23 protein-coding genes are annotated in these 19,900 nt (G+C 68.8%); 9 read left to right on the top strand and 14 right to left on the bottom strand.

From position 1 onward, the window contains the following. Nucleotides 1-2 precede the first annotated feature (2 nt). A complete protein-coding gene (locus tag ACXYX3_RS01540) occupies nt 3-1,034 on the bottom strand; it encodes a Gfo/Idh/MocA family protein (protein WP_458609872.1) in 1,032 nt (343 codons plus the stop codon). Nucleotides 1,035-1,044: 10 nt separating this feature from the next. Next, entirely contained in the window at nt 1,045-1,950 is a 906-nt protein-coding gene (locus ACXYX3_RS01535) for a sugar phosphate isomerase/epimerase family protein (RefSeq protein ID WP_458609871.1), read from the bottom strand. Nucleotides 1,951-2,105: 155 nt separating this feature from the next. Here ACXYX3_RS01535 and ACXYX3_RS01530 point away from each other — a divergent pair, with 155 nt between their 5' ends. After that, complete coding sequence (locus ACXYX3_RS01530) at nt 2,106-3,101, top strand: LacI family DNA-binding transcriptional regulator (protein WP_458612266.1); 996 nt, start codon at nt 2,106-2,108, stop codon at nt 3,099-3,101. A 65-nt stretch (nt 3,102-3,166) separates the two neighbouring features. Continuing rightward, complete coding sequence (locus tag ACXYX3_RS01525) at nt 3,167-4,225, top strand: NAD-dependent epimerase/dehydratase family protein (protein ID WP_458609870.1); 1,059 nt, start codon at nt 3,167-3,169, stop codon at nt 4,223-4,225. A 3-nt stretch (nt 4,226-4,228) separates the two neighbouring features. On the opposite strand, the gene ACXYX3_RS01520 is transcribed toward ACXYX3_RS01525, so the two are convergent. Next, nucleotides 4,229-4,861 (bottom strand): TetR/AcrR family transcriptional regulator, encoded by a 633-nt coding sequence (locus ACXYX3_RS01520; protein ID WP_241207489.1) that lies wholly within the window; start codon nt 4,859-4,861, stop codon nt 4,229-4,231. Between the two features lie 89 nt (nt 4,862-4,950). Between ACXYX3_RS01520 and ACXYX3_RS01515 the strand changes: the two genes are divergently transcribed. Further along, on the top strand, nt 4,951-5,982 hold the full coding sequence (locus tag ACXYX3_RS01515; RefSeq protein WP_458609869.1) for a Rieske 2Fe-2S domain-containing protein: 1,032 nt from the start codon (nt 4,951-4,953) through the stop codon (nt 5,980-5,982). Nucleotides 5,983-5,990: 8 nt separating this feature from the next. Continuing rightward, nucleotides 5,991-7,079 (top strand): NAD(P)H-dependent amine dehydrogenase family protein, encoded by a 1,089-nt coding sequence (locus ACXYX3_RS01510; protein ID WP_458609868.1) that lies wholly within the window; start codon nt 5,991-5,993, stop codon nt 7,077-7,079. 1 nt (nt 7,080) lies between these two features. Here the strand turns inward: ACXYX3_RS01510 and ACXYX3_RS01505 are convergent, their stop codons facing one another. Next, complete coding sequence (locus tag ACXYX3_RS01505) at nt 7,081-7,617, bottom strand: TetR family transcriptional regulator (RefSeq protein WP_458609867.1); 537 nt, start codon at nt 7,615-7,617, stop codon at nt 7,081-7,083. Nucleotides 7,618-7,674: 57 nt separating this feature from the next. On the opposite strand from ACXYX3_RS01505, the gene ACXYX3_RS01500 reads away from it, so the two are divergent. Genes ACXYX3_RS01500 through bluB form a run of 3 tightly spaced genes read left to right on the top strand, consistent with a single transcriptional unit; the run spans nt 7,675 to nt 10,272 of the window. Continuing rightward, nucleotides 7,675-8,883 carry an MFS transporter gene (locus ACXYX3_RS01500; protein WP_458609866.1) on the top strand — a complete coding sequence of 403 codons (1,209 nt, stop codon included), beginning with the start codon at nt 7,675-7,677 and terminating at the stop codon, nt 8,881-8,883. After that, nucleotides 8,876-9,649 (top strand): precorrin-4 C(11)-methyltransferase, encoded by a 774-nt coding sequence (gene cobM, locus ACXYX3_RS01495; protein WP_458609865.1) that lies wholly within the window; start codon nt 8,876-8,878, stop codon nt 9,647-9,649. Before ACXYX3_RS01500 ends, cobM begins: the two co-directional genes overlap by 8 nt. Beyond that, nucleotides 9,646-10,272 (top strand): 5,6-dimethylbenzimidazole synthase, encoded by a 627-nt coding sequence (gene bluB / locus ACXYX3_RS01490; RefSeq protein WP_458609864.1) that lies wholly within the window; start codon nt 9,646-9,648, stop codon nt 10,270-10,272. The genes cobM and bluB overlap by 4 nt, the downstream gene beginning before the upstream one ends. A 12-nt stretch (nt 10,273-10,284) precedes the next feature. Here the strand turns inward: bluB and ACXYX3_RS01485 are convergent, their stop codons facing one another. From ACXYX3_RS01485 to ACXYX3_RS01450, 8 genes are all read right to left on the bottom strand, one after another. Further along, entirely contained in the window at nt 10,285-10,809 is a 525-nt protein-coding gene (locus ACXYX3_RS01485) for a bifunctional adenosylcobinamide kinase/adenosylcobinamide-phosphate guanylyltransferase (RefSeq protein WP_458609863.1), read from the bottom strand. Further along, the gene (locus tag ACXYX3_RS01480; RefSeq protein WP_458609862.1) at nt 10,806-11,546 is read right to left on the bottom strand and encodes a cobalt-precorrin-6A reductase; all 741 of its coding nucleotides are present in this window, start codon (nt 11,544-11,546) and stop codon (nt 10,806-10,808) included. The genes ACXYX3_RS01485 and ACXYX3_RS01480 overlap by 4 nt, the downstream gene beginning before the upstream one ends. Then, nucleotides 11,543-13,006 carry a cobyric acid synthase gene (locus ACXYX3_RS01475; protein ID WP_458609861.1) on the bottom strand — a complete coding sequence of 488 codons (1,464 nt, stop codon included), beginning with the start codon at nt 13,004-13,006 and terminating at the stop codon, nt 11,543-11,545. Before ACXYX3_RS01475 ends, ACXYX3_RS01480 begins: the two co-directional genes overlap by 4 nt. Next, nucleotides 13,006-13,776, bottom strand: a complete 771-nt coding sequence (gene cobF, locus ACXYX3_RS01470) for a precorrin-6A synthase (deacetylating) (protein ID WP_458609860.1) — start codon at nt 13,774-13,776, stop codon at nt 13,006-13,008. Before cobF ends, ACXYX3_RS01475 begins: the two co-directional genes overlap by 1 nt. Before the next feature lie 24 nt (nt 13,777-13,800). Further along, complete coding sequence (locus tag ACXYX3_RS01465) at nt 13,801-14,667, bottom strand: LysR family transcriptional regulator ArgP (RefSeq protein WP_458609859.1); 867 nt, start codon at nt 14,665-14,667, stop codon at nt 13,801-13,803. A gap of 31 nt (nt 14,668-14,698) precedes the next feature. After that, nucleotides 14,699-16,192: a flavin-containing monooxygenase gene (locus ACXYX3_RS01460; protein WP_458609858.1), complete on the bottom strand. Its 1,494-nt coding sequence runs from the start codon at nt 16,190-16,192 to the stop codon at nt 14,699-14,701. 27 nt (nt 16,193-16,219) lie between these two features. After that, nucleotides 16,220-16,933: a cutinase family protein gene (locus ACXYX3_RS01455; RefSeq protein WP_458609857.1), complete on the bottom strand. Its 714-nt coding sequence runs from the start codon at nt 16,931-16,933 to the stop codon at nt 16,220-16,222. A gap of 114 nt (nt 16,934-17,047) precedes the next feature. Continuing rightward, nucleotides 17,048-17,857, bottom strand: a complete 810-nt coding sequence (locus ACXYX3_RS01450) for a DUF5718 family protein (RefSeq protein WP_458609856.1) — start codon at nt 17,855-17,857, stop codon at nt 17,048-17,050. 50 nt (nt 17,858-17,907) lie between these two features. Here ACXYX3_RS01450 and ACXYX3_RS01445 point away from each other — a divergent pair, with 50 nt between their 5' ends. Continuing rightward, complete coding sequence (locus ACXYX3_RS01445) at nt 17,908-18,030, top strand: hypothetical protein (protein ID WP_255731004.1); 123 nt, start codon at nt 17,908-17,910, stop codon at nt 18,028-18,030. A gap of 4 nt (nt 18,031-18,034) precedes the next feature. Here the strand turns inward: ACXYX3_RS01445 and ACXYX3_RS01440 are convergent, their stop codons facing one another. Next, a complete protein-coding gene (locus tag ACXYX3_RS01440) occupies nt 18,035-18,331 on the bottom strand; it encodes a DUF3618 domain-containing protein (RefSeq protein ID WP_458609855.1) in 297 nt (98 codons plus the stop codon). Then, complete coding sequence (locus tag ACXYX3_RS01435; RefSeq protein ID WP_458609854.1) at nt 18,315-18,731, bottom strand: phage holin family protein; 417 nt, start codon at nt 18,729-18,731, stop codon at nt 18,315-18,317. The genes ACXYX3_RS01440 and ACXYX3_RS01435 overlap by 17 nt, the downstream gene beginning before the upstream one ends. Nucleotides 18,732-18,802: 71 nt before the next feature. Here ACXYX3_RS01435 and ACXYX3_RS01430 point away from each other — a divergent pair, with 71 nt between their 5' ends. Further along, nucleotides 18,803-19,888, top strand: a complete 1,086-nt coding sequence (locus ACXYX3_RS01430) for a spore photoproduct lyase family protein (protein WP_458609853.1) — start codon at nt 18,803-18,805, stop codon at nt 19,886-19,888. Nucleotides 19,889-19,900: the final 12 nt, after the last annotated feature.

The following is a 19,900-nucleotide window of genomic DNA, read 5'->3' as shown; positions in this document are numbered from 1 at the left end:
TGTCACGCTCCGGGGATCGAGGCGCGGTCGACCATGCTCACCGCGACAGGTTGGCCTGACCGCAGGGCCTGCACCCCGGCTTCGCAGACCGCGGTCGCGGCGTAGCCGTCCCACGCCCCGGGGCCGTCGGTGTACGTGCCGGTGGTCGCCCCGGTACGGACGGCATCGACCCATCGTTGGATCTCGGCGTCGTACGCGCGGCCGAAGCGCTCACGGAAGCCGGGTGTGATGTCACCACCCCAGGTGCCGGGTGCACTTCTGTGCACGAGGCCGACGTCGAGACCGATCATCGCGCTTCCCTTCTCGGCGACCAGCTCGGTGCGCACCTCGTAGGCCACCCCGGTCGTGACGAACAGCTCGACGTCGACGTGCTTGCCGCTCGCGGTCCGCAGGATCGCGATCTGCGGATCGGATAATCCCTGGCGGGCAGAGGGATTCGGCGTCGGTGTCACGATCTGGATCGAGGCGACCTCCTCACCGAACAAGAATCGCGTCACGTCGACTTCGTGGACGAGGGAATCGCGCACCGTCATCGCCGAGTCGAAATGATCGGGGACGCTGGGGTTGCGGTGCACGCAGTGCAGCAGAAGGGGGTTGCCGAGATCGCCGCTGTCGATGAGCGCTTTGAGTTCGACGTACTCGTGGTCGAAGCGCCGCATGAATCCGACCTGGATGAGCCGCATTCCGAGCTCCGCTTCGCGGCGCACCACCGCCAACGAGGTGTCGACATCGGTGGTGAGCGGCTTTTCGCACAGGACGGGCTTGCGGTGCTCGAGGCAGGCGAGAAGCTGCTTCTCGTGGGTCGGCCCCGGGGTTGCGAGCAGGACAGCGTCGACGTCGGGCTCGGCGATCGCATCGAGGGGATCGGCGATCGCGCGGCAGTCGGGGATGCCGGCGGCGATCTGTTCGGCCTTCTCGGTGACGTAGTCGTTGACCACGGCGACGCGGGCGCCGGAGATCCGGGCCTGGATGCGGGCGACGTGATCGGCGCCCATCACGCCGACTCCCAGGACGGCAACGCGCAGATCGGACATGACTGGACTCCTAACGGAACGTGACAGCGGGAACGCCGCAGGACCCGAGGTAGGCGCGGGTGCGACGGGCGATGGGAAGCGGTGCGTCGACGTCGCAGGGGTACATGTCCTGCTCGACGATCGCGAACACGTCGATGCCGAGACGTTCGATCTCGGCCAGCAGCGGCGGCATGTCCGGAATCCCCATCGGGGGTTCGATCATGGCGCCGCGCCTCACGGCCTCGCCGAACGGCAGATCGTCGGCGTCGACCGTGGCGCACACCTGCGGGTCCACCTGCTTGAGGTGCAGGTACCCGATGCGCTCGGGCGCGCGACGGATGATCGCGATGTTGTCCCCGCCGCAGTAGGAGATGTGTCCGGTGTCCAGGCAGAGATTCACATGCCGGGAATCGGTGCCGTCGAGGAATCGGTAGACGTTCTCCTCGGTGTCCACATGGGAGTCGGCATGCGGATGGTATTGCGCTCGCACGCCGTAGGTTTCGAACATCGCCTTGCCGAGGGCGTTCATGCCCTCCGTCTTCTTCTTCCACTGCTCGGCCGTGAGTGAGCGGTCTTCGAGCACGTCGCCGCTCGACGGATCACGCCACATCTCGGGGATGACGACCACGTGCGTCCCGCCGACCGCGGCGGTCAGCCGAGCCACGTCCTCGACCTGGCCCCACACCGCTGCCCAGGCGTCATCGCGGTGAAGGTGTTCGAACACCGTTCCCGCAGAGAGCCGTAGCCCTCGCGCGCCGAGCTCTGTCAGGAGTTCGTCCGGATCGGTCGGTAGGTAACCGTACGGGCCGAGCTCTATCCACTCGTAGCCGGATTCGGCGACCTCGTCGAGGAACCGGCTGTAGGGCGTCTGGAGCGGATCGTCGGGGAACCACACTCCCCAGGAGTCCGGTGCAGACCCGACGCGAATGGTACTCATGGACATCCTCTCGGCGGGGTCGCTGAAACTCGGAACTAACGCGCGTTAGTAACGCGCGTGAGGACTACTATGGGGCTCGTCTCGTACCCGTGTCAACCGTCACCCCTGCCCGGAGGAATCGCTCTGTGAGCACCGCGCGCCGGCGTCGTCCCACGATGGCCGATGTCGCCGAACGTGCCGGGGTGTCCCGCACGCTGGTCTCCTTCGTCCTCGACGGCAAACCGGGCGCCAGCGACGAGACCCGCCGACGCGTCCTGGCCGTCGCCGAGGAGATCGGCTATCGACCCGATTCCGCAGCCCGCCTGTTGGCCCAGGGTCGCAGCCGCACCCTCGGCGTCATGATCGACATCCGCCAGCTGTTCCAGGCCGAGGTGGTCACCGCGATCTACCCCGCCGCGGAGCGCCTCGGTTACGAGGTGCTGCTGTCGGCCAATCTGCCGGACCGCACCGAGGAGGCTGTGGTCGAGTCGCTCCTCAGTCACCGCTGCGGCGCCCTCGTCCTGCTCGGGCCGCATTCCGATCGATCCGACCTGCTGCGGCTCGCCGAGCGAGTACCCGTCGTGGTGGCCTGTCGCAGGCTGCCGGGCCTGGCGCCCGACACCCCACTGGCCACGGTGCGGACCAACGACGCCAAAGGGATCCGACAGGCGGTCGACTACCTGGTGGGCCTGGGCCATCGCCGCATCCACCACGTCGACGGCGGCACGGATCCGGGTTCGGCCGACCGCGCCCGGGCCTACCGGTCGGCGATGCGCGCGCACGGCCTGACCGGCGAGATCACCGTCATCGCGGGCGCCCACAACGAAGAAGCGGGCGCTGCGGCGGCGCGGACGATGCTGACCGCAGACGAACTCCCGACCGCGGTACTGGCGGGCAACGATCGCTGCGCCCTGGGCGTTCTCGATGTGTTCACGCGATCGGGAATCGCGGTGCCCGAGCACGTTTCACTCGTCGGGTACGACGACACCCGGCTCTCCGACAACCCACGGATCGATCTGACCACGATCCACCAGGATGCACCCGAGATCGCCTGCCGATCCGTCGAATTGGCAGTCGAGATGCTCGTCGACGGCCCTGTCGGCGGCAGCAGAGACGTCGTGCTGGAGCCGGCACTGGTGGTCCGCGGAACGACTGCGCCGCCACGCGCCTGACCCGGTGTGCGAGCCTGAACATCAGGCTGATCAGGGTTCAGCGCATCCACGTCGAGGAGGACCACGTGCCAGGGACGGTGATGGTGACCGGAGGTTTCGGTCTGGTGGGAACGGCGACGGTGAGCCGGCTCGCGGAACTGGGCCGCACGGTGGTGGTCGCCGACCTCGACACCCCGACAAACCGCGGGTCTGCGGCGACCCTGCCCGACAACGTGAGCGCGGTATGGGTCGACCTGACGGATCGACACCAGACGGCGCGCGTCGTCGCCGAGGTGGCGCCGGAGGTCATCATCCACCTGGCGGCGATCATCCCGCCGGGCATCTACCGCACCAGGACGCTGGCCCGGCGGGTCAATGTCGACGCCACGCGCGCCCTGGTCGAAATCGCTGAATCTCTGCCGGCACCACCGCGATTCGTGCAGGCATCCAGCAACGCGGTCTACGGCTCGCGTAACCCGCACCGAGCGGACGGACCGGTGACGGCGGACATGCCGTTGCGTCATGCCGACCTCTACAGCGCCCACAAGGCCGAGGCGGAGTCGATCGTGCGAGCCTCCAGCCTGGATTGGGTGGTTCTGCGGCTGGGCGGTGTCCTCAGTGTCGACCCCGGCGCCATCCCCTTCAGCGCCGACGCGCTCTACTTCGAGAGCTGCCTGCCCATCGACGGCCGCATACACACCGTCGACGTCCGCGACGTCGCCTGGGCGTTCGCCGCCGCCACCACCGCCGACGTCGTCGGCGAGATCCTGCTCATCGCCGGCGACGACTCGCATCGCCGGGTGCAAGGGGAGGTCGGGGCTGCGCTGGCCGCCGCCCGCGGCCTCGTCGGCGGTCTCCCGCAGGGACGCAGAGGGAACCCCGAGCGCGACGACGACTGGTTCGTCACCGACTGGATGGACACCTCCCGCGCGCAACAGGCCCTCGGTTTCCAGCACCACACCTGGGAGGACATGCTCGCCGAGGCCCGCCGAAACGCCGGCCCCACACGGCACCTCCTGCGCCTGGTGGCCCCCGTCGTCCGTGTGCTCCTGGCTCGCCGATCGGCCTACTACGGTCGACCGGGGGAATACGCCGATCCGTGGGCCGCCATCAGCCGCACGATCGGTGACGCCTCGCCCGACTGATGCTCAGCCCGGTGTGTCCGATCCCGCGAGGTAGGCCACGATGGCGCTCGTGAGGCCATCTCGCGCGACGTCGAGATCGTTGAAGCTCCCGAGTTGCTTCTCCGACACCAGGCCCCGCATGGCACCGGGGATGAAGACCGCCACCTTGTGCACGCGGTGCGGATCGACACGGAGATCAGCAAACGCTCTCTGGCACAGGTCGTTCCAACTCTGCCCCCAGGAGCGCAACTCTGCAGCGGTGGCGGGGTAGAGCCGATCGAGCTCGGCCGGGTCCCGAGGAAGCGCCGCCCGTAGATTCTCGATGGCGCGCGAGTCGGGCGCTTCCAGACCGTCGTAGAGCGTGTCGACGATCGCTGCGACGCGGTCGCGGAGGGAGGCCCCCGTCTCCGACGCGGTGACGACGTCACCGCGTCGTTCCGCGGTGTGGTGCAGTACCGCGGCCCAGAAACCGTCGGCGTCACCGAACTGATACTGGATGGTTCCCCACGTGACCCCGATGGCTTTCGCGACCCGATTCGCCGACACCGCGGCGGGGTCACCGGTGGCCAGCGCGTCCACGGCCGCGCTCAACAACGCTCGGCGCGTGGCAATTCCGCGCCTGTTCGCCGTGCGGCCGGCGCTGTCCGGTTGCGGCACCGGCCCATCCTAGCCCCGGATCACCGAGAATCATTGACTCTTCTATGAAGCTTTCATAGAGTCATCCTCGATACTGGAAGGGGATCGCTGTGGCGAAGCCGCCGTTGTCGATGACACCGACCGGATGGTTCCAGGTGGCGTGGTCCGATGAGATCGGCATCGGAGACGTCCAGCGCATGCACTACTTCGGCCAGGACCTCATCGCGTGGCGCACCGAAGCCGGTGAGGTGTCGGTGATGCACGCGTACTGCGAGCACCTCGGCGCACATCTGGGCTTCGGCGGCCGCGTGATCGGCGAGGTGATCCAGTGCCCCTTCCACGGGTGGCAGTGGAACACCGAGGGCCGCAACGTCTGCATCCCGTATGAGAAGCGGCCGAACCGGGGTCGCCGGATTCCGTCGTTCCCGGTGGTGGAACGCAATGCCTCCGTCTACATCTGGCACGACACATCGGGCCGCGAGCCGTTTTTCGCAGCGCCCGATGTGTTCGCCAGCTTCGGCGACGGTTCCAGCGCCGACGACTACTACCCCCAACAGCGACTGTTCGAGCAAGGGCACGAGATGCACCCGCAGTACGTGCTCGAGAACGGCGTCGACGTCGAGCACTTCCGCTACGTCCACGAGACACCGATCAATCCTGTGTTCACGCGGCACGACTTCGACCAACCGGTGTCCTACGTCGATTTCACGATCACCTTCGACGGAGACGAGCAGCAGACGATCGACGACGTCACCAGCGGCGTGCAAGCCATCAACGGCGGCCTCGGCATCGCGGTGACCAAGAGCTGGGGCATGATCGACAACCGGACGATCTCCTGCATCACCCCGGTCGACGATCGCACGTCCGACGTCCGCTTCATGACCTACATCGGCAAGCCGAAGCGGCCGCCCCGCGATCCCGAGAAGGCGCGCGTGAAGGCCGAACAGTTCGGCAACGAGGTGATCCGCCAGTTCAGGCAGGACATCCACATCTGGTCGCACCAGAGGTACTCGGACCCACCCGCTTTGGCCACCTCGGAGATGCGGGGCTTCACCGCGATCCGGGAGTGGGCGCGCCAGTTCTACCCAGACGGCATCGGCGGCAGCGCCGCCGAGGTCAACGCGGCCCGACAGAAGGACTGAACCAGCAGATGACGAACAGCACCCCGATACGCGTCTTCCAGGTCGCCACCGGCAACGTCGGCTCCGAGATGATCAAGCGCATCGCGACCCAACCGGATCTCGAACTGATCGGCGTGCACTGCTACTCGCCCGAGAAGGTGGGCAAGGACGTCGGTGAGCTCGCCGGGTTGGCGCCCAACGGCGTCATCGCCACCGGCACGGTCGACGAGATCATCGCCGCCGCACCGGATGTCGTGACCTTCCACGGTGTGTTCCCCGACGAGGATCTCTACGTGCAGGTGCTGGAGGCCGGCATCGACATCGTCACCACCGCGGATTGGATCACCGGGTATCACCGCGACACCAACCATCCCCACCACTCCGGCAAGAAGGTGACCGACCTGCTCGCCGATGCGTGTCGCGCGGGCGGATCGACGTTCTACGGCACCGGCATGAACCCCGGCCTCAACCAGATCCTCGGCGTCGTGGCCTCGGCCGATGTCGCCGAGATCGAGAACATCGTCACGCTCGAATCCGTCGACGTGTCATGCCATCACAGCAAGGAGACCTGGATCGAGGTGGGCTACGGCCTACCCGTCGACGATCCGAGCATCCCGGGCAAGCTGCGCAAGTACACGGAGGTGTTCGCCGACTCCGTCTACATGATGGCCGACTGCTTCGGGCTGGAACTCGACGAGGTCAGATTCGAGTTCGAATTGGGAGCGTGCACCGAAGACGTCGATCTGGGGTGGTACCGATTACCGAAGGGTTCGGTGGGCGGCAGCTACATCTCCTACATCGGAACGGTCGACGGAATCCCGCGCATCGAAACGCATCTCGAATGGCAGATGACACCGCACACCGATCCGAGTTGGGACATCAAGGGCTGCTACATCACTCAGATCAAGGGTGATCCGTGCATCTACAACAAACACATGATCTTCCCCAAGCCCGGCGTCGACCTGTCCGACCCCGCCAACTTCGCGTCCATCGGTATGACGGTGACCGGGATGCCCGCGCTCAACGCCATCACAGCCGTCGTCGCCGCTCCCCCGGGCATCCTGACCAGCGCTGACCTGCCCCTGCGCGGATTCGCCGGACGGTTCGCACTCGGCTGAATCAGGGTTCGGCGGCGGCGACCATCCGGTCGATCACCGCGAGCAGTCCCTCGTCCGCAGCGGACGCCACGGGTTGCCCACCGAGCGCCCGGTGCAGCGCGTTGTAGTAGAGGCCGTCACCGATCAGCTTGACCGCTCGGGCCGTGTCGAGGTCGCCGATCGCCTCGTGCAGGATCGACAACCACTCCTGCGCCGCAGATTCGATGGCGGCGCGGGCTCGGGTGTCCCCGGCCTGCCGCAGCCGCGACGCGGCGACCAGGATCCGGTCGAGCGGAGTGCCTGCGTAGTGGGACGAGCTCACGTAGTAGCGGGCCGGTCCCTCCGCGGCGGTGCGCATCTCGCGCGCATCCTCGGCGGCGAGTGTGTCCAGCCGTTCGCATACGGCGGCGGCGAGGTGTTCCTTCGACGGGAAGTGGTACAGCACCCCGCCCTTGGACACCCCGGCCCGCGCCGCCACCGCGTCGATGGTGGCGAAGCGCTCCCCCTCTTCGGCGAGCAGGACTGCGTAGGCATCGAGGATGCGATCCCGCGAGGACATGGGCCCAGCCTAAAACTCGGTGGTTCACTGCACCGTCTGGACGGTACAGTCCCCGGCATGGGGATCTACGGCGAACTGTTCCGCGTCCCCCGCGTACCGAACATCACCGCCGCGCAGCTGTTCGCACGGCTGCCGCTCGGCATGCTGTCCTTGGCGATCCTGGTGCACGTCGAACACCGCACCGGCTCCTACGCCACCGCCGGCGTGGTGGTCGCCTGCCTGACCGTCGGCGAAGCCATCGCCATGCCGCTGACTTCGCGGCTCGCCGGCCGCGGTGATCGAACGACGGCGACGCTGGCGGCGTGCGCCGCGGTCAACGGCGCCGGCATGCTCGGACTCGCCGGCGCGACGTTCTCCGGACCGCCCTTGATGGCGCTCGGCCTGCTGGTCGGAGCATCGGTGCCGCCCCTGATGCCCGTGGTCCGTGCCCTGTACCCGCAGATGTTGCCGCGCGATGGCGTGCGTGCGCTCTTTGCGCTGGACACCACGGCTCAGGAAATCATCTGGGTCATCGGCCCCGTCGCGGCGATGGCTCTGTCGACGCTGGTCTCCACCGCGATGCCGCTGATCGCCTCCGCCGCGATCACCGCCGTGGGCACCGCCTGGTTCCTGGCCAGCGCGCGGGGCCTGCGCCCGCGCTCACGCCCCCGCGGCCGTGCTCGTGGCCGCGTGCTGATGCGCCGCAGCGTGCTGTTGGCCATGGTCGCCGGGGGCGCGCTCGTCGGCTCGTTCACCGCACTGGAGGTCGGGGTGGTCGCCGAGCTCGGCAACGGCGGTCTGACCGCGGGTGTCGCCATCGCGCTCGCGAGCGTCGGATCGGTGCTCGGCGGTCTGACGTTCGGGCACCGCCGTCTGGGCCTGAGCGGCGTCGTCGCCGCGCTCTCTGTCGTGGTGGTGGGCACCGTGTCGTTCGGCCTCACGCACGTGTTGGCGCTGCAGATGTGTGCCCTGTTCATCTCCGGCATGGGGTTCGCGCCGGCGATGTCGGCGCTGTATTTCATGGTGTCGCAGGACGTCGACGACGAGGTGGCCACCGAGGCGTTCGGCTGGCTGCACAGCGGTGCCCTGATCGGTGCCGCGCTGGGCACCTCTGCGGCCGGCGCGGCGACCGATGCGCACGGCCCCGCCGGTGCCGTCGTCGCGGCGACCCTGTTCGCCGTCGTCGCGGCGCTGAGTCCGCTCGCGGTGCGCGCGACGGGACGCGTCGGTGGCTTGGAGGAGCCGGTGACTTCCGAGCCCTGCCCTACACTTCGGGTCGATGGATGACGACCGGACTGTGCAGTTCGTCGGCGCCGGTCCGGGTGCGGCCGATCTGCTGACGGTGCGGGCCACGCGCATGCTGGCCGTCGCCGACGTCGTGCTCTACCCCGGCAGCTACCTCGATCCGGAAGTCCTCGCGCACTGTTCGCCCGCGGCCGACCTCGCCGACACCGCCGATCTCGACCTCGACGAGATCGTCGATCGCATCGTCACCGCGTACCGGGACGGCCGCCGCGTGGTGCGGCTCGTGTCGGGCGATCCGTCGGTGTACTCCGCGCTGTCCGAACAGACCCGCCGACTCGACGCGGCCGACGTGCCCTGGGCGGTGACCCCCGGTGTCCCCGCGTACGCGGCCGCCGCCGCACGCGTCGGGCGGGAGCTCACCGTGCCCCTGGTCGCGCAGTCGGTGGTGTTGACCCGCACCCAGCAGCGGTCCACCGCGATGCCCGAGACCGAATCGCTGGCCGCGTTCGCCGCCACCCGTGCCACGCTGGTGTTGCACCTGGCCGTCACCCGCATCCGGGAGCTGATGGCCGAACTGGCGCCCGACTACGGACCGGACTGCCCCGTCGTCGTCGTGTACCGGGCCTCGCAACCGCAGGAGGTCGTGCTGTCCGGCACGGTGTCCGACATCGCCGACGCCGTGCAGGACGCCGGATTCCGCTACGCCGCAGTCATTCTCGTCGGCCGCGCACTGGCCGACCAGGCCGATCCGTGCGCCGGCGAAAGTCACCTCTACGACCCCGCGCGTGATCGGTCGATCCGACCGTGAGCGATCTCTACGACGTGATCCGCCGGCGCCGCGACACGCGCCGAGAGTTCACCGGCGCACCGGTGCCCGACGATGTCCTCGAACGCGTTCTGCTGGCCGCCCATGCCGCCCCGTCGGTCGGCATGAGCCAGCCGTGGGACTTCGTGCTGGTGCGCTCGCGAGAAACCTTGCGCGCATTCCGCGATCATGTCGCCACCGAGCGCGAGGTGTTCGCGTCGACACTGACAGGTGAACGCGCCGAGATGTTTTCGCGTATCACGATCGAGGGCATCTGCGAATCTGGGCTCGGTGTCGTGGTCGGCTACGACCCCACCCGTGGCGGCTCGCAGGTCCTCGGCCGCCACGCCATCCCCGACGCCGGCCTCTACTCCGTGGTGTGCGCGATCCAGAACCTCTGGCTCGCAGCGACCGTCGAGGGTCTCGGCGTCGGCTGGGTGTCGTTCTATCGGGAGGACTTCCTGCGGACCCTGGTCGGTATGCCCGCCCACGTTCGGCCGGTGGCCTGGCTCTGCGTCGGGTCGGTCGCGGACGTACCCGAGGTGCCCGATCTGGAACGCTTCGGCTGGCGGGCCCGCAGCTCCCTCAATTCGGTCGTGCACGAGGAGCGTTACCGGGCGCGGTGATCCAGAGCGACTTTAGAGGCGAAGCACCCGGCCCGCGATCACCAGGTGCACCTCGTCGCACACGGCCGCGACGCGCTGGTTGACCATGCCCAGCAGGTCCCGGAACAGCACGCCGGAGCGATGCGCCGGCACCACGCCCAGGCCGACCTCGTTCGTCACCACCACCACATGGGGGACGCGCTGCAGCGCCTCGCACAGCGCGTCGGTGCGGGCGCCGACGACGTCATGCACCCTGGCCGATTCCACTTCCCACAATCGGGCCTCGTCGACGACGGCGACCACCCACGTGCTCAGGCAGTCGAGCAGCACGGGGCCTTCCTCGCCGTCGAGAACGCTGACGGGGTCGGAGGTTTCGACGGTGGACCAATGCGGGGGCCGGCGGGCGCGATGCGCGTGCACGCGCGCATCCCAGTCGGGGTCGCTGCCGTCGGCGGGCCGGCCCGGCGCGATGTAGGTCACCGCACCGGCGTCGGCGACCAGCTCCTCGGCGTGTCGCGATTTGCCCGAGCGGACACCGCCGGTGACGAGGATCCTCACCGGTTCATCGTAGAGAGCGCGCGTACCCAGGCGACGGCGTCAGCGATGTCCGAGACGGTGGGCACGTCGACCGCGCGCGCCGGGCGAGCGACGATGACGACCGGGACGCCGAGCTGCTCTGCGGCTTCCATTTTGGGCCAGGTGAACTCGCCACCGGAATCCTTGGTGATCAGCACGTCGGCGGCATGGTTGCGCATCAGCTCCAGTTCGCCGGCCAGCGCGTACGGGCCGCGGCTCAGGACCAGGTGCCAGTTCGGCGGCAGCGTCTCATCGGGGGCCTGCACCACGCGGGCGAGCGTGGCGTGCTCGCGCAGCGCGGGGACGAAGCGGGCGAGTTCCTGCCGGCCCACGGTGAGGAACGGCCGCCGCCCCAGCCGGGCGGCCGCCGCCGCGGCCTCGTCGTGGGAGTCCGTCCAGTGCCAGGAGTCGCGCGTGCGGTCGGCCCAACCCGGCCTCTCGAACCTCAGCAGCGGTACGCCGCCCTGCGCGCAGGCCACGGCCGCGTTCGCTGAGATGGTCTTGGCGAAGGGGTGTGTGGCATCCACGACGGCATCGAAATGTGCCAGCGCAGAACGCAAGCCGTCGATGCCGCCGAAGCCTCCGATGCGCACCTCCCCGACCGGTAGCCGGGGATCCGCGACGCGGCCCGCCAGGGAGGTGGTGACATCGTCGGTGGCGGTGAGGATGTCGGCCAGGGCCCGAGCTTCGGCGGTGCCCCCGAGCAGCAGGATTCTCACGGCGCCCCCGGCGGCAGGAACGGCAGGTCGGCCGGCGCGCCTCGCCGCGCCAGATCGAGAAGGGCATCGACGTCGAGATGCTCCTCGACGAGGTCTCCGAGACGATCCAACCGACTCTCCCGCGCCGCGGCGAACGAAACCCCCGACGGCGCGATCCCCAACGTCTCGTGGAGGAACCGGCTGCGCAGTGCGTCGCCTTCGAGGGCGCCGTGCCACATCGTGCCGAAGACTGCGCCGCGGCGTGCACCCGCGAGGAAATCGTGCGCGGCGTCGGACACCGTGACCCGTCCGTGGTGGATCTCGTAGCCCGATGCCGCTGCGCCGAGCCAATTTCCGTGCGGTAGCCGCAGTGTCTTCTCGGCCACGAAGTCGGTCTCCACGTCGAGCAGTCCCAGACCGGGCACCTCGGTCGCTTCACCCTCGACACCCGCGGGGTCGCGCACCACCCGGCCGAGCATCTGGAATCCGCCGCAGATGCCCAGCAGCGGGCGGCCGGTCGCCGCGTGGGCGATGATGGCGTCGGCCAGTCCGCGCGAGCGCAGCCACGCCATGTCGGCGATCGTGGATCTGGTGCCGGGAAGCACGATCAGATCGGCATCGGCCAGGGCGCTGGGGTGCGAGGCGAACACCACGTCGAGCTCGGGCTCCAGCCGCAGCGCGTCGACGTCGGTGAAGTTGCTGATCCGGGGCAGCCGGACCACGGCCACCCGGCGGGCCCCCGCCCTCGGCCGTCGGACCGCCGTCAGGTCCAGCGCGTCCTCGGAGTCCAGCCACACGTCGGGTTGCCACGGCAGTGTTCCGAACACCGTTCTTCCCGTGCTTCTCTGGAGTGAGTTGAGGCCGGGTCTCAGCAACGCCAGGTCGCCGCGGAACTTGTTCACGACGAACCCGGCGACCAGGGCCTGATCCTCACGCGACAGGAATGCGACGGTGCCGAGGAACGCGGCGAACACCCCGCCCCGGTCGATGTCGCCGACCACCACGGTGGCCATTCCGGCGTGGCGGGCCAGCCCCATGTTGACGTAATCGCCTGCGCGCAGGTTGATCTCGGTGGGGCTGCCGGCGCCCTCGGCGACGATGACGTCATAACGGGACGCCAGATCGTCGTACGCGGCATGGGCGGCGACGGCCAGGGCCCGGCGCCCCTCCAGCCAATCCGCCGAGGACACCTCGCCCCACGGCCGGCCCATCAGCACAACGTGGCTGCGGCGGTCACTGCCCGGTTTGAGCAGCACCGGGTTCATCGCCGGCTCGGGCGTGACACCGGCTGCCAGCGCTTGAATCCATTGCGCGCGACCAATTTCCACACACCCGTCGGCAACCATCGAGTTGTTCGACATGTTCTGCGCCTTGTAGGGGGCGACGCGGATGCCGCGGCGCGTGAGCGCCCGGCACAACCCGGTGGTGACCAGCGTCTTGCCCGCATCGCTGGTGGTGCCGGCGATCAGGAGACCGGCCATCAGGAGCGCCTCAGCAGGAACAGGTCCATCACCCACCCATCGATGTCCGCTGCGGCAGCACGCGCGTCGGACAGCAGCGGTGCGACATCACCGAGTCGGCCGGTCAGCAGCCGCTCCCCCGGTGCGCCGAGATTGGCGCCCCACCAGATGGTCCAGTCGTCGAGCCCGGTGAGATCCAGGCGGTGCGGCGGCGGGTTGAGCATGGCGACGATGTTGTCGAGTCCCGCGGCGACCGCCTCCTGCAGGCGCCGACCGGTGGTGATGTGCACGGACCGTCCGACCTCGTGCAGCACCATACGGTGCCGCGCCGCCAGCAGCGCAGGAGCGCTCACGCCGGGCAGCACGTCGTAGTCGAGCTCGACCCCGAGTCCCCGCACGTGCTCGACGATGCGGATGGTGGAGTCGTACAGCGACGGATCGCCCCACACCAAAAATGCGGCCGTTCCGCCGCGGCTCCGCAGCACCTCGGCGTAGCGAGCGGCGCGCGCCGCGTGCCAGTCCGCGACCGCGGCTTCGTACTGCGGCGTGCTCAGCCCGGCCGAGCGATCGCGCGGCGGATCGCTGATTGCGATCACCTCGGCGGGGCCGTCCGGTCCGGGAAACGCGTCGACGATCGCCCGGCGCAGGTCGAGCAGAGGGTCGGTCTCGGGGCCGGCCTTGTCGGCCGCGAGCACGTAGTCGACCGACCTCAGCGCAGCGGCGACCTCGGACGTCACCTGGGAGGGCCCCATCCCGACGCCGAGGATCCGAACCCGAACCCGCGCATCCATGGCCACGATTGTCCCCGGCCGGCCTCACCGGGGCGGCAGCAGGCCCGCCGCCGCCGACTTCACCGCGTCGGTCACCAGAGCGACTGTGGCGCTGTCGAGCTTCCAGCACTGCCAGTACAGCGGGACGTCGAGATGCTGGTCGCTGAACTGCACGAAGGACGCGTCGATCAATTGCTCGGGATACATGCCCCAACCCAGCCCGGCGTGCACGGCGGCTCCGAACCCCGCTGCGGTCGCCACGTAATGCACGGGGCGGCGCACATCCGCGCCGAAAACCTGCCTGACGAGTTGGTCCTGCAGCGCATCGTCCCGGTTCCACGCCAGCGACGGTGCCTGCGCGGCGGCCGCGGCGGTGAACCCGTCCGGCAGGTGCCGTTCCACGAACGCACGGGTGGCCACCGGTCGGTAGCGCATGATGCCGAGAGGTTCGACGCGGCACCCCGGCACCGCGGCGCTCTCCGTGGTCACCGCGCCCATCACCACACCCTCGCGGAGCAGACGTGCGGACAGATCCTGATCCTCGATGCGGACGTCGAGCAGCGCGTCGGTGAGCCGGACGAAGACACCGGTGAACCAGGTCGCCATCGAGTCGGCGTTGACTGCCAGCGAGACACGCATCGTCTCGGCCGATCCGCCGCGCATCTCCGCCAGCGCCTCGGCCTGCAGCAACGCGGTCTGGGCTGCCAGCCGAAGAAGCGGCGCACCTGCCGGTGTTGCCACACAGGGTTTTTCGCGGATCACGAGGACCTGACCGGTGCGCTGTTCGAGGGCCTTGATCCGCTGGCTGATCGCCGACGGCGTGACATGCAGGTGGGCGGCGGCCGCGTCGAAGCTGCCGAACTCGACGACCGCCGCCAGGGCGGCCAGCTGACCGGTGTCCACCTGCTCCACCTCAGCAATGCTAATGGGAGGCAGGTTGTGTTCAGTATTTCTGCAGCAGATCCCAGTCGACCTGTTCGCGATCGGTGAAGTCGGGCGAGGTGATCGCTCCGAACGCCGCTGCGTCACGGACGAATTGCGCGGCGGCGCCGGGCAAGGCGTCCGGTCCGTCCAACCGAAAGCAGCTTGCTGGGAGCGGCCCGAACAGCAGGGCACGCCGGAGGTCCGGCCAGCGATCGAGCTGCGGTTCGCAGCCCGCAGCGCGCGCGAAACCGATGGCGGCGATGTTCATTCGTGTCTTCTGCGGCAGGCCGCGGCGGGTCCGGTAGGCATCGACGGCCGCGCGCTGCTGCGCGACGTCGGCCGGTAGACGACCCGACCAGGTGTAGGCCAACCACCGGGCCTGCAGCTCTAGGGGCACGAAGTAGCCACCGGACTGGTCCCACATCCCGACGAACGCCAACCCCGGCAGATCGGGATGGAAGGTGTAACGATCGGCCTCCAGATGCACGTCGTCGACACCGAGGGTCGTGCGGATCTCGTCGGCGAGGAAGGGCAGATCCAGCCGGAAGCCGGTGCCGAACAGGACCCCGTCGAACTGCTCGGTCGCCCCATCGGCGAACGTGACGTCGGGACCGGACACCGTCTGAAGCCATGGCCGGATGTCGATGCGTCCCTCGGCGACCAGCGGCAGATAGTGCTGACTGAGGGTGACCCCGGCGGCGAACAGCGACGGATCGGGCGCGGGAGCCCCGTACTGTTCGGGACTGCCACCGGCGGCGGTGACGATCGCCTTGAGCTGACGATCGACTTCGGCCACGGGAAGACGTTCGGCGGCCAGGGCGCCGTACCGGGTGAAGATGCGGTGGTCGGACGGCACCCCGGCGGCGAATTTCGGCAGTACGTAGCGCTGTCGGCGCTGCGTCACCGTCACCGCGGCCGCGCCGCCATGGACGAGCTCAGTGGCGACCTCGAGAGCGCTGACAGCGCAGCCCGCGACCAGAACGCGCTTACCTCGGTAGGGTTCGACGCTGCGGTAGTCGAACGTGGACCGCACTCCCGCCGGCCCGCTGAAGGTCGACAGGCCTGGCACCGTCGGCAGCGCGGGTGTCTGGAAACGCCCACTCGCGATCACGACCCGGTCGAATTCCTCGGCGCCGTCCGCTGTCTCGACGGACCACCGGTCACCGTCACGGCTGACGCGAGTGACTCTGGTGCACAACCGGATTCGTTCGACCAATGAGAACATGTCAGCGTAGCGGCGCAGATACCACAGGATCTCGGGAGCCGCCATGAACGTCTCGGTCCCGTCGTGAGGGAGGTCGCTGAACGCGGTCAGGACACGGCTGGTGTTGGTGTACAGCTGCGGCCAGACACCGCTGGTGCCGGGCGTTCCCGTCCACTGGCCACCCAGCTGCTGCCCCTTCTCGAAGAGGTGAACGTCGAAGCCCTCGGCGGCGAGCCAACGCGCCGCGACCAGACCGCCGGGTCCGGCTCCGATGACCGCGACGCTCGTGTGCACAGTGCACTGTGGCACGCCGCGGACACTGGGCGGGCTGAATCGTCAGCCGACGGTGCCGGCGGTGTCGACCAGCACGCCGGCCGGCGCCGGGGCCTTCACTCGTCCGGCGGCGAAATCGGCTGCCTGCGAGACCAAGCCGGCCTGCACGTAGTTGCTGTGCGCGGCCCGATCATCACCGGCGGAGCACACCGGGTCTGCGCCATTGCACAGGTCGATGGTCTTGGCACCGTAGAGGGGACTCGAGGTCGTGAGGCTTCGGCCGATGTGCCCCGCGGGGTTGCCGAACACCGCGACGGCCGCGACGTGGTCTGCGACGGTGGCCGGCATCGGTCGCCCGAAACCGAAGGTGGCCGCGGGATCGCCGGCGATCAGGTCCACCACCGCCGCGCCCTGCGAATACCCGCCCACCACGATGCGGGTATCGGGACAGCGGGCGGCGGTGGCCTGGATCTGGGCACTGGCATCATCAGCGCCGGCAGGGGCGGACTGCAGAAAGTCGTAGGACGCCGGATAGTTCACCGGCGCCGCAGTGACGCTGCGCCCGCCCAGCTCTGCGCGCAGATCGTCGACGAACGCCTGCCCGACCCGACCGAGCCCGGCCGGCTCCGCGGTGCCGCGCGCAAAGACCACTGCGACGTCGGAGCAGGATTCCGCGGCATGCGCATTCGCTGCGCCGGGACCGATGAGTCCGGCGGCCGCGACCGCGCCGATACCGCCCAGGAGGAGAGCCCGTCGAACGGTGTGCTGATCGGTCATCTCGGTCTCCTCCGTCGTGGCCGCCCCGATGACGACACTTGGATGAATGCCGCTGACCGCGCGAAAAATTCCGGGCCCGACCCCGGGTGTGATGTGGACCGCTCGAGGCGCTCCTTACCGCACGGTCTGGCGCAGCTCGGCCGCTGCGTCGTCGGCGGTGTCGTAGACGCGCACGATGGCGTCGTCGCCGGACTTGAGGAACGTGCTCTCGCCGAGCTCGGTGTAGCGGGTGGCCCCGATCCCGATCAGCACGTTCTCGGGGTGCCCGCTGGCCACCATCAGAGCGCCGACGTCCTCGAGCGGGGTGTCGTCGGACCCCTTCTGGTTGGCGAGCCGTTCCACGATCCAGTCGAGCAGCACCTCCCCGTAGTAGGAGTAGCCGATCACGGGGCTGTCGACGCCATAGGTGTGCTCCTCGCCATCGGAGTGGAGCAGACAGACCAAGCGCAGCGTCGCGGTCGGCCCGTCCGGGGTGAGATCGCTGATCTCGAAGAACGAGCGGGACACCCCCTTGGACGCGGGTCCCCAGTTCTTCTTGTGGCTGATCTTCTTGGCGCCGGGCCGGCGGATCGAGCAGTCGTTGAACGCGCCGAGCGCGAACGGCTGCAGTGTGACCACAGTGTCGCCCCGCCACACCACCCGGCAGGCCAGCCCGACCTCGGGCTCGATCTGCAGGTTGAGTGGGCCTGAGAATTCGGGGCTTTCGGGGGGCAGGCGGGTCTCGTCGTTGGAGAGCGGGAACTCGCCGAGGAAGGTGTCGAAGCCCGGCGCGTACCACGGGAAGATGCCCTTGGGCGCCTCACCCTCGCTGGCCACGTTGACGAAGTCCACGGCTTCGCCGGCCTGCTCGAGATGACCGGCGAAATTGCCCGCCACGCCGAAGCCGAACCAGTCCCGCATGTCGCTCAGCGCGATGTCGATCACGGTGGGTCAGCGTACGCCCGGCCGATAGCCTGGGACGGTCAGGAGGGGACGTGATGACCAAAGAGCACGACGAGCACGCAGACGACAAAGACCGGCCGGGACCTGCCGATCACGGCAAGGAAGGCGGCATGGCCACGCGGGAGAACTCGCCGGAGTTGACCGAGAAGGAGTGATCCGTCAGTTCCGGCGCCGCAACCAGATCAGAACGCCGACCGTCGCCACGATCGCGACCATCGCCCCAACCGGGAAAGCAGGCTTCGCCCTGACGGTGTCGACGGCATCGTGGCTGCGTTGTGCCACCGACTCCTTGGTGTCCGCGACCTTCTGCTGAGCGCGCCCTTTGACGTCCAGCTTGTCGGTCAGCGCACCGACGGTCTCCCCGAGTTCGGCGCGGGTGCGCTCGATGTCGGCCTCGATCTCGCCGATTCCCGCATCGGGGCCCGGCTCAGGCCGCTGATCAGGCTGTGCTGCCATGGCGAGCGCCTTTCGTGTGGGCCTTCAACTCGGTGATGTCCGTCTTGACGCTGTCCACCGCGACGGCTGCCGGCGGCGGCACCTTGTCGACCTGCTTCTTGCCGATGAGCGCGGCCACGCCTGCCACGGCGAACACCACCACGGCCACGATCACCGCCGCGGCCCACACCGGCAGCACCAGAGACAGCGCGGCCACCGCCGCGGCGATCAACGTGGCCAGGCCGAGGACTGCGAGCAGCCCGGCCGCACCGGCCAGACCGGCGCCCTTGCCGGCATGCTTGGCCGACTCCTGCATTTCCTTCTGCGCCAACCGCAACTCGTCGCGGATGAGCCGCGACGTCTGAGCAGACAGTTGACCCAACAACTCCCCGGTGGAGGGTTCGGTCTTCGGTTCCGTCATGTGCGTTTGAGTGCCCGCTGCGTTACCCGACAAACCAGGAACCCGCGCGTCCCGATGGTCGTTGTCTGTCGGTGAACCGCCGGACCCCCGAACCCCTTGCCGGCCGGCTGCTCGACGTCAGACGGATTTTCCACGAGCCCGACATCGGACGCTTCCCCCGCGCCCGCCAGGTACTCGACCGCCATCCCGACGCCGAACGCATCGAGGTCCTCTCGCACCAGGCGATTCCCGGCCTGTACGGCAACGAGGGAAATGTCGAGGACTGGGTGCGCAACAAGCGTGAAGTGCTGGTGCTGGGCGAGAAGAAGAGCCTGAGCGCGCGTCGCAACGAGCGCTCCAGCGATTGGATCGCGCCGTCGACGTCCAACGGCTGCGCGATGGCCTGCTCGTACTGCTACGTGCCGCGGCGCAAGGGTTACGCCAATCCGATCACCGTGTTCGCCAACATCGAGAAGATCACCGGCTACCTCGAGCGGCACGCACGTCGCCAGGGCACCAAAACCGTTCCGAATCAATGTGATCCGGTCGACTGGGTGTACGACATCGGGGAGAACAGCGACTGCTCGGTCGACGCGATGGTCTCGGACAACGTGCGCGACCTCGTCGACCTGTTCGCGCGCCTGCCGAACGCCAAAGCGAGTTTCGCCACGAAACTGGTGAACTCCGAGCTGCTGACCTACGACCCACGCGGCGGCACCCGCATCCGCTTCAGCCTGATGCCGTCCGACACATCACGCATCGTTGACGTCCGCACGTCGAAGATCGCCGACCGTATCGCCGCGCTCGACGACTTCGTCGACGCCGGCTACGAGGTACACCTGAACTTCAGTCCGGTCATCGTGCACGAGAACTGGTTGGCCGACTGGGCCGAACTGCTGACGCAGGTGGCGGACGGCACCAGCGCACGAACCCGCGGCCAGCTGGCGGCCGAGATCATCTTCCTGACGCACAACGAAGGCCTGCACGACGTCAACCTCGGCTGGCATCCCCGCGGCGAGGAGCTGCTGTGGCGCCCGGATCTGCAGCAGGTCAAACGCAGCGAGAGCGGCCAGTGGAACGTGCGCTACAAGTCAGGGTGGAAAGGCCGGTGGGTCGACCAGCTGACCGACCTGATCGGCGCGACCCTTCCGGAATGTCGTATCCGCTACGCATTCTGAAGCCTTCTGGCA

It is taken from the genome of Mycobacterium sp. Panama NTM2, from assembly GCF_054355555.1.
Note: the sequence above shows the minus strand (reverse complement) of the source record. Positions and strands in the feature narration are given on the sequence as shown.

Excerpts from the sequence above, each read along its gene's own strand:
- ACXYX3_RS01505 (WP_458609867.1), bottom strand. The coding sequence starts at position 7,617 with ATGTCCTCGCGGGATCGCATCCTCGATGCCTACGCAGTCCTGCTCGCC.
- ACXYX3_RS01500 (WP_458609866.1), top strand. The coding sequence starts at position 7,675 with ATGGGGATCTACGGCGAACTGTTCCGCGTCCCCCGCGTACCGAACATC.
- ACXYX3_RS01540 (WP_458609872.1), bottom strand. The coding sequence starts at position 1,034 with ATGTCCGATCTGCGCGTTGCCGTCCTGGGAGTCGGCGTGATGGGCGCC.
- ACXYX3_RS01510 (WP_458609868.1), top strand. The coding sequence starts at position 5,991 with ATGACGAACAGCACCCCGATACGCGTCTTCCAGGTCGCCACCGGCAAC.
- ACXYX3_RS01535 (WP_458609871.1), bottom strand. The coding sequence starts at position 1,950 with ATGAGTACCATTCGCGTCGGGTCTGCACCGGACTCCTGGGGAGTGTGG.
- ACXYX3_RS01455 (WP_458609857.1), bottom strand. The coding sequence starts at position 16,933 with ATGACCGATCAGCACACCGTTCGACGGGCTCTCCTCCTGGGCGGTATC.
- ACXYX3_RS01475 (WP_458609861.1), bottom strand. The coding sequence starts at position 13,006 with ATGGCCGGTCTCCTGATCGCCGGCACCACCAGCGATGCGGGCAAGACG.
- ACXYX3_RS01435 (WP_458609854.1), bottom strand. The coding sequence starts at position 18,731 with ATGACGGAACCGAAGACCGAACCCTCCACCGGGGAGTTGTTGGGTCAA.
- cobF (WP_458609860.1), bottom strand. The coding sequence starts at position 13,776 with ATGGATGCGCGGGTTCGGGTTCGGATCCTCGGCGTCGGGATGGGGCCC.
- ACXYX3_RS01530 (WP_458612266.1), top strand. The coding sequence starts at position 2,106 with ATGGCCGATGTCGCCGAACGTGCCGGGGTGTCCCGCACGCTGGTCTCC.
- cobM (WP_458609865.1), top strand. The coding sequence starts at position 8,876 with ATGGATGACGACCGGACTGTGCAGTTCGTCGGCGCCGGTCCGGGTGCG.
- ACXYX3_RS01440 (WP_458609855.1), bottom strand. The coding sequence starts at position 18,331 with ATGGCAGCACAGCCTGATCAGCGGCCTGAGCCGGGCCCCGATGCGGGA.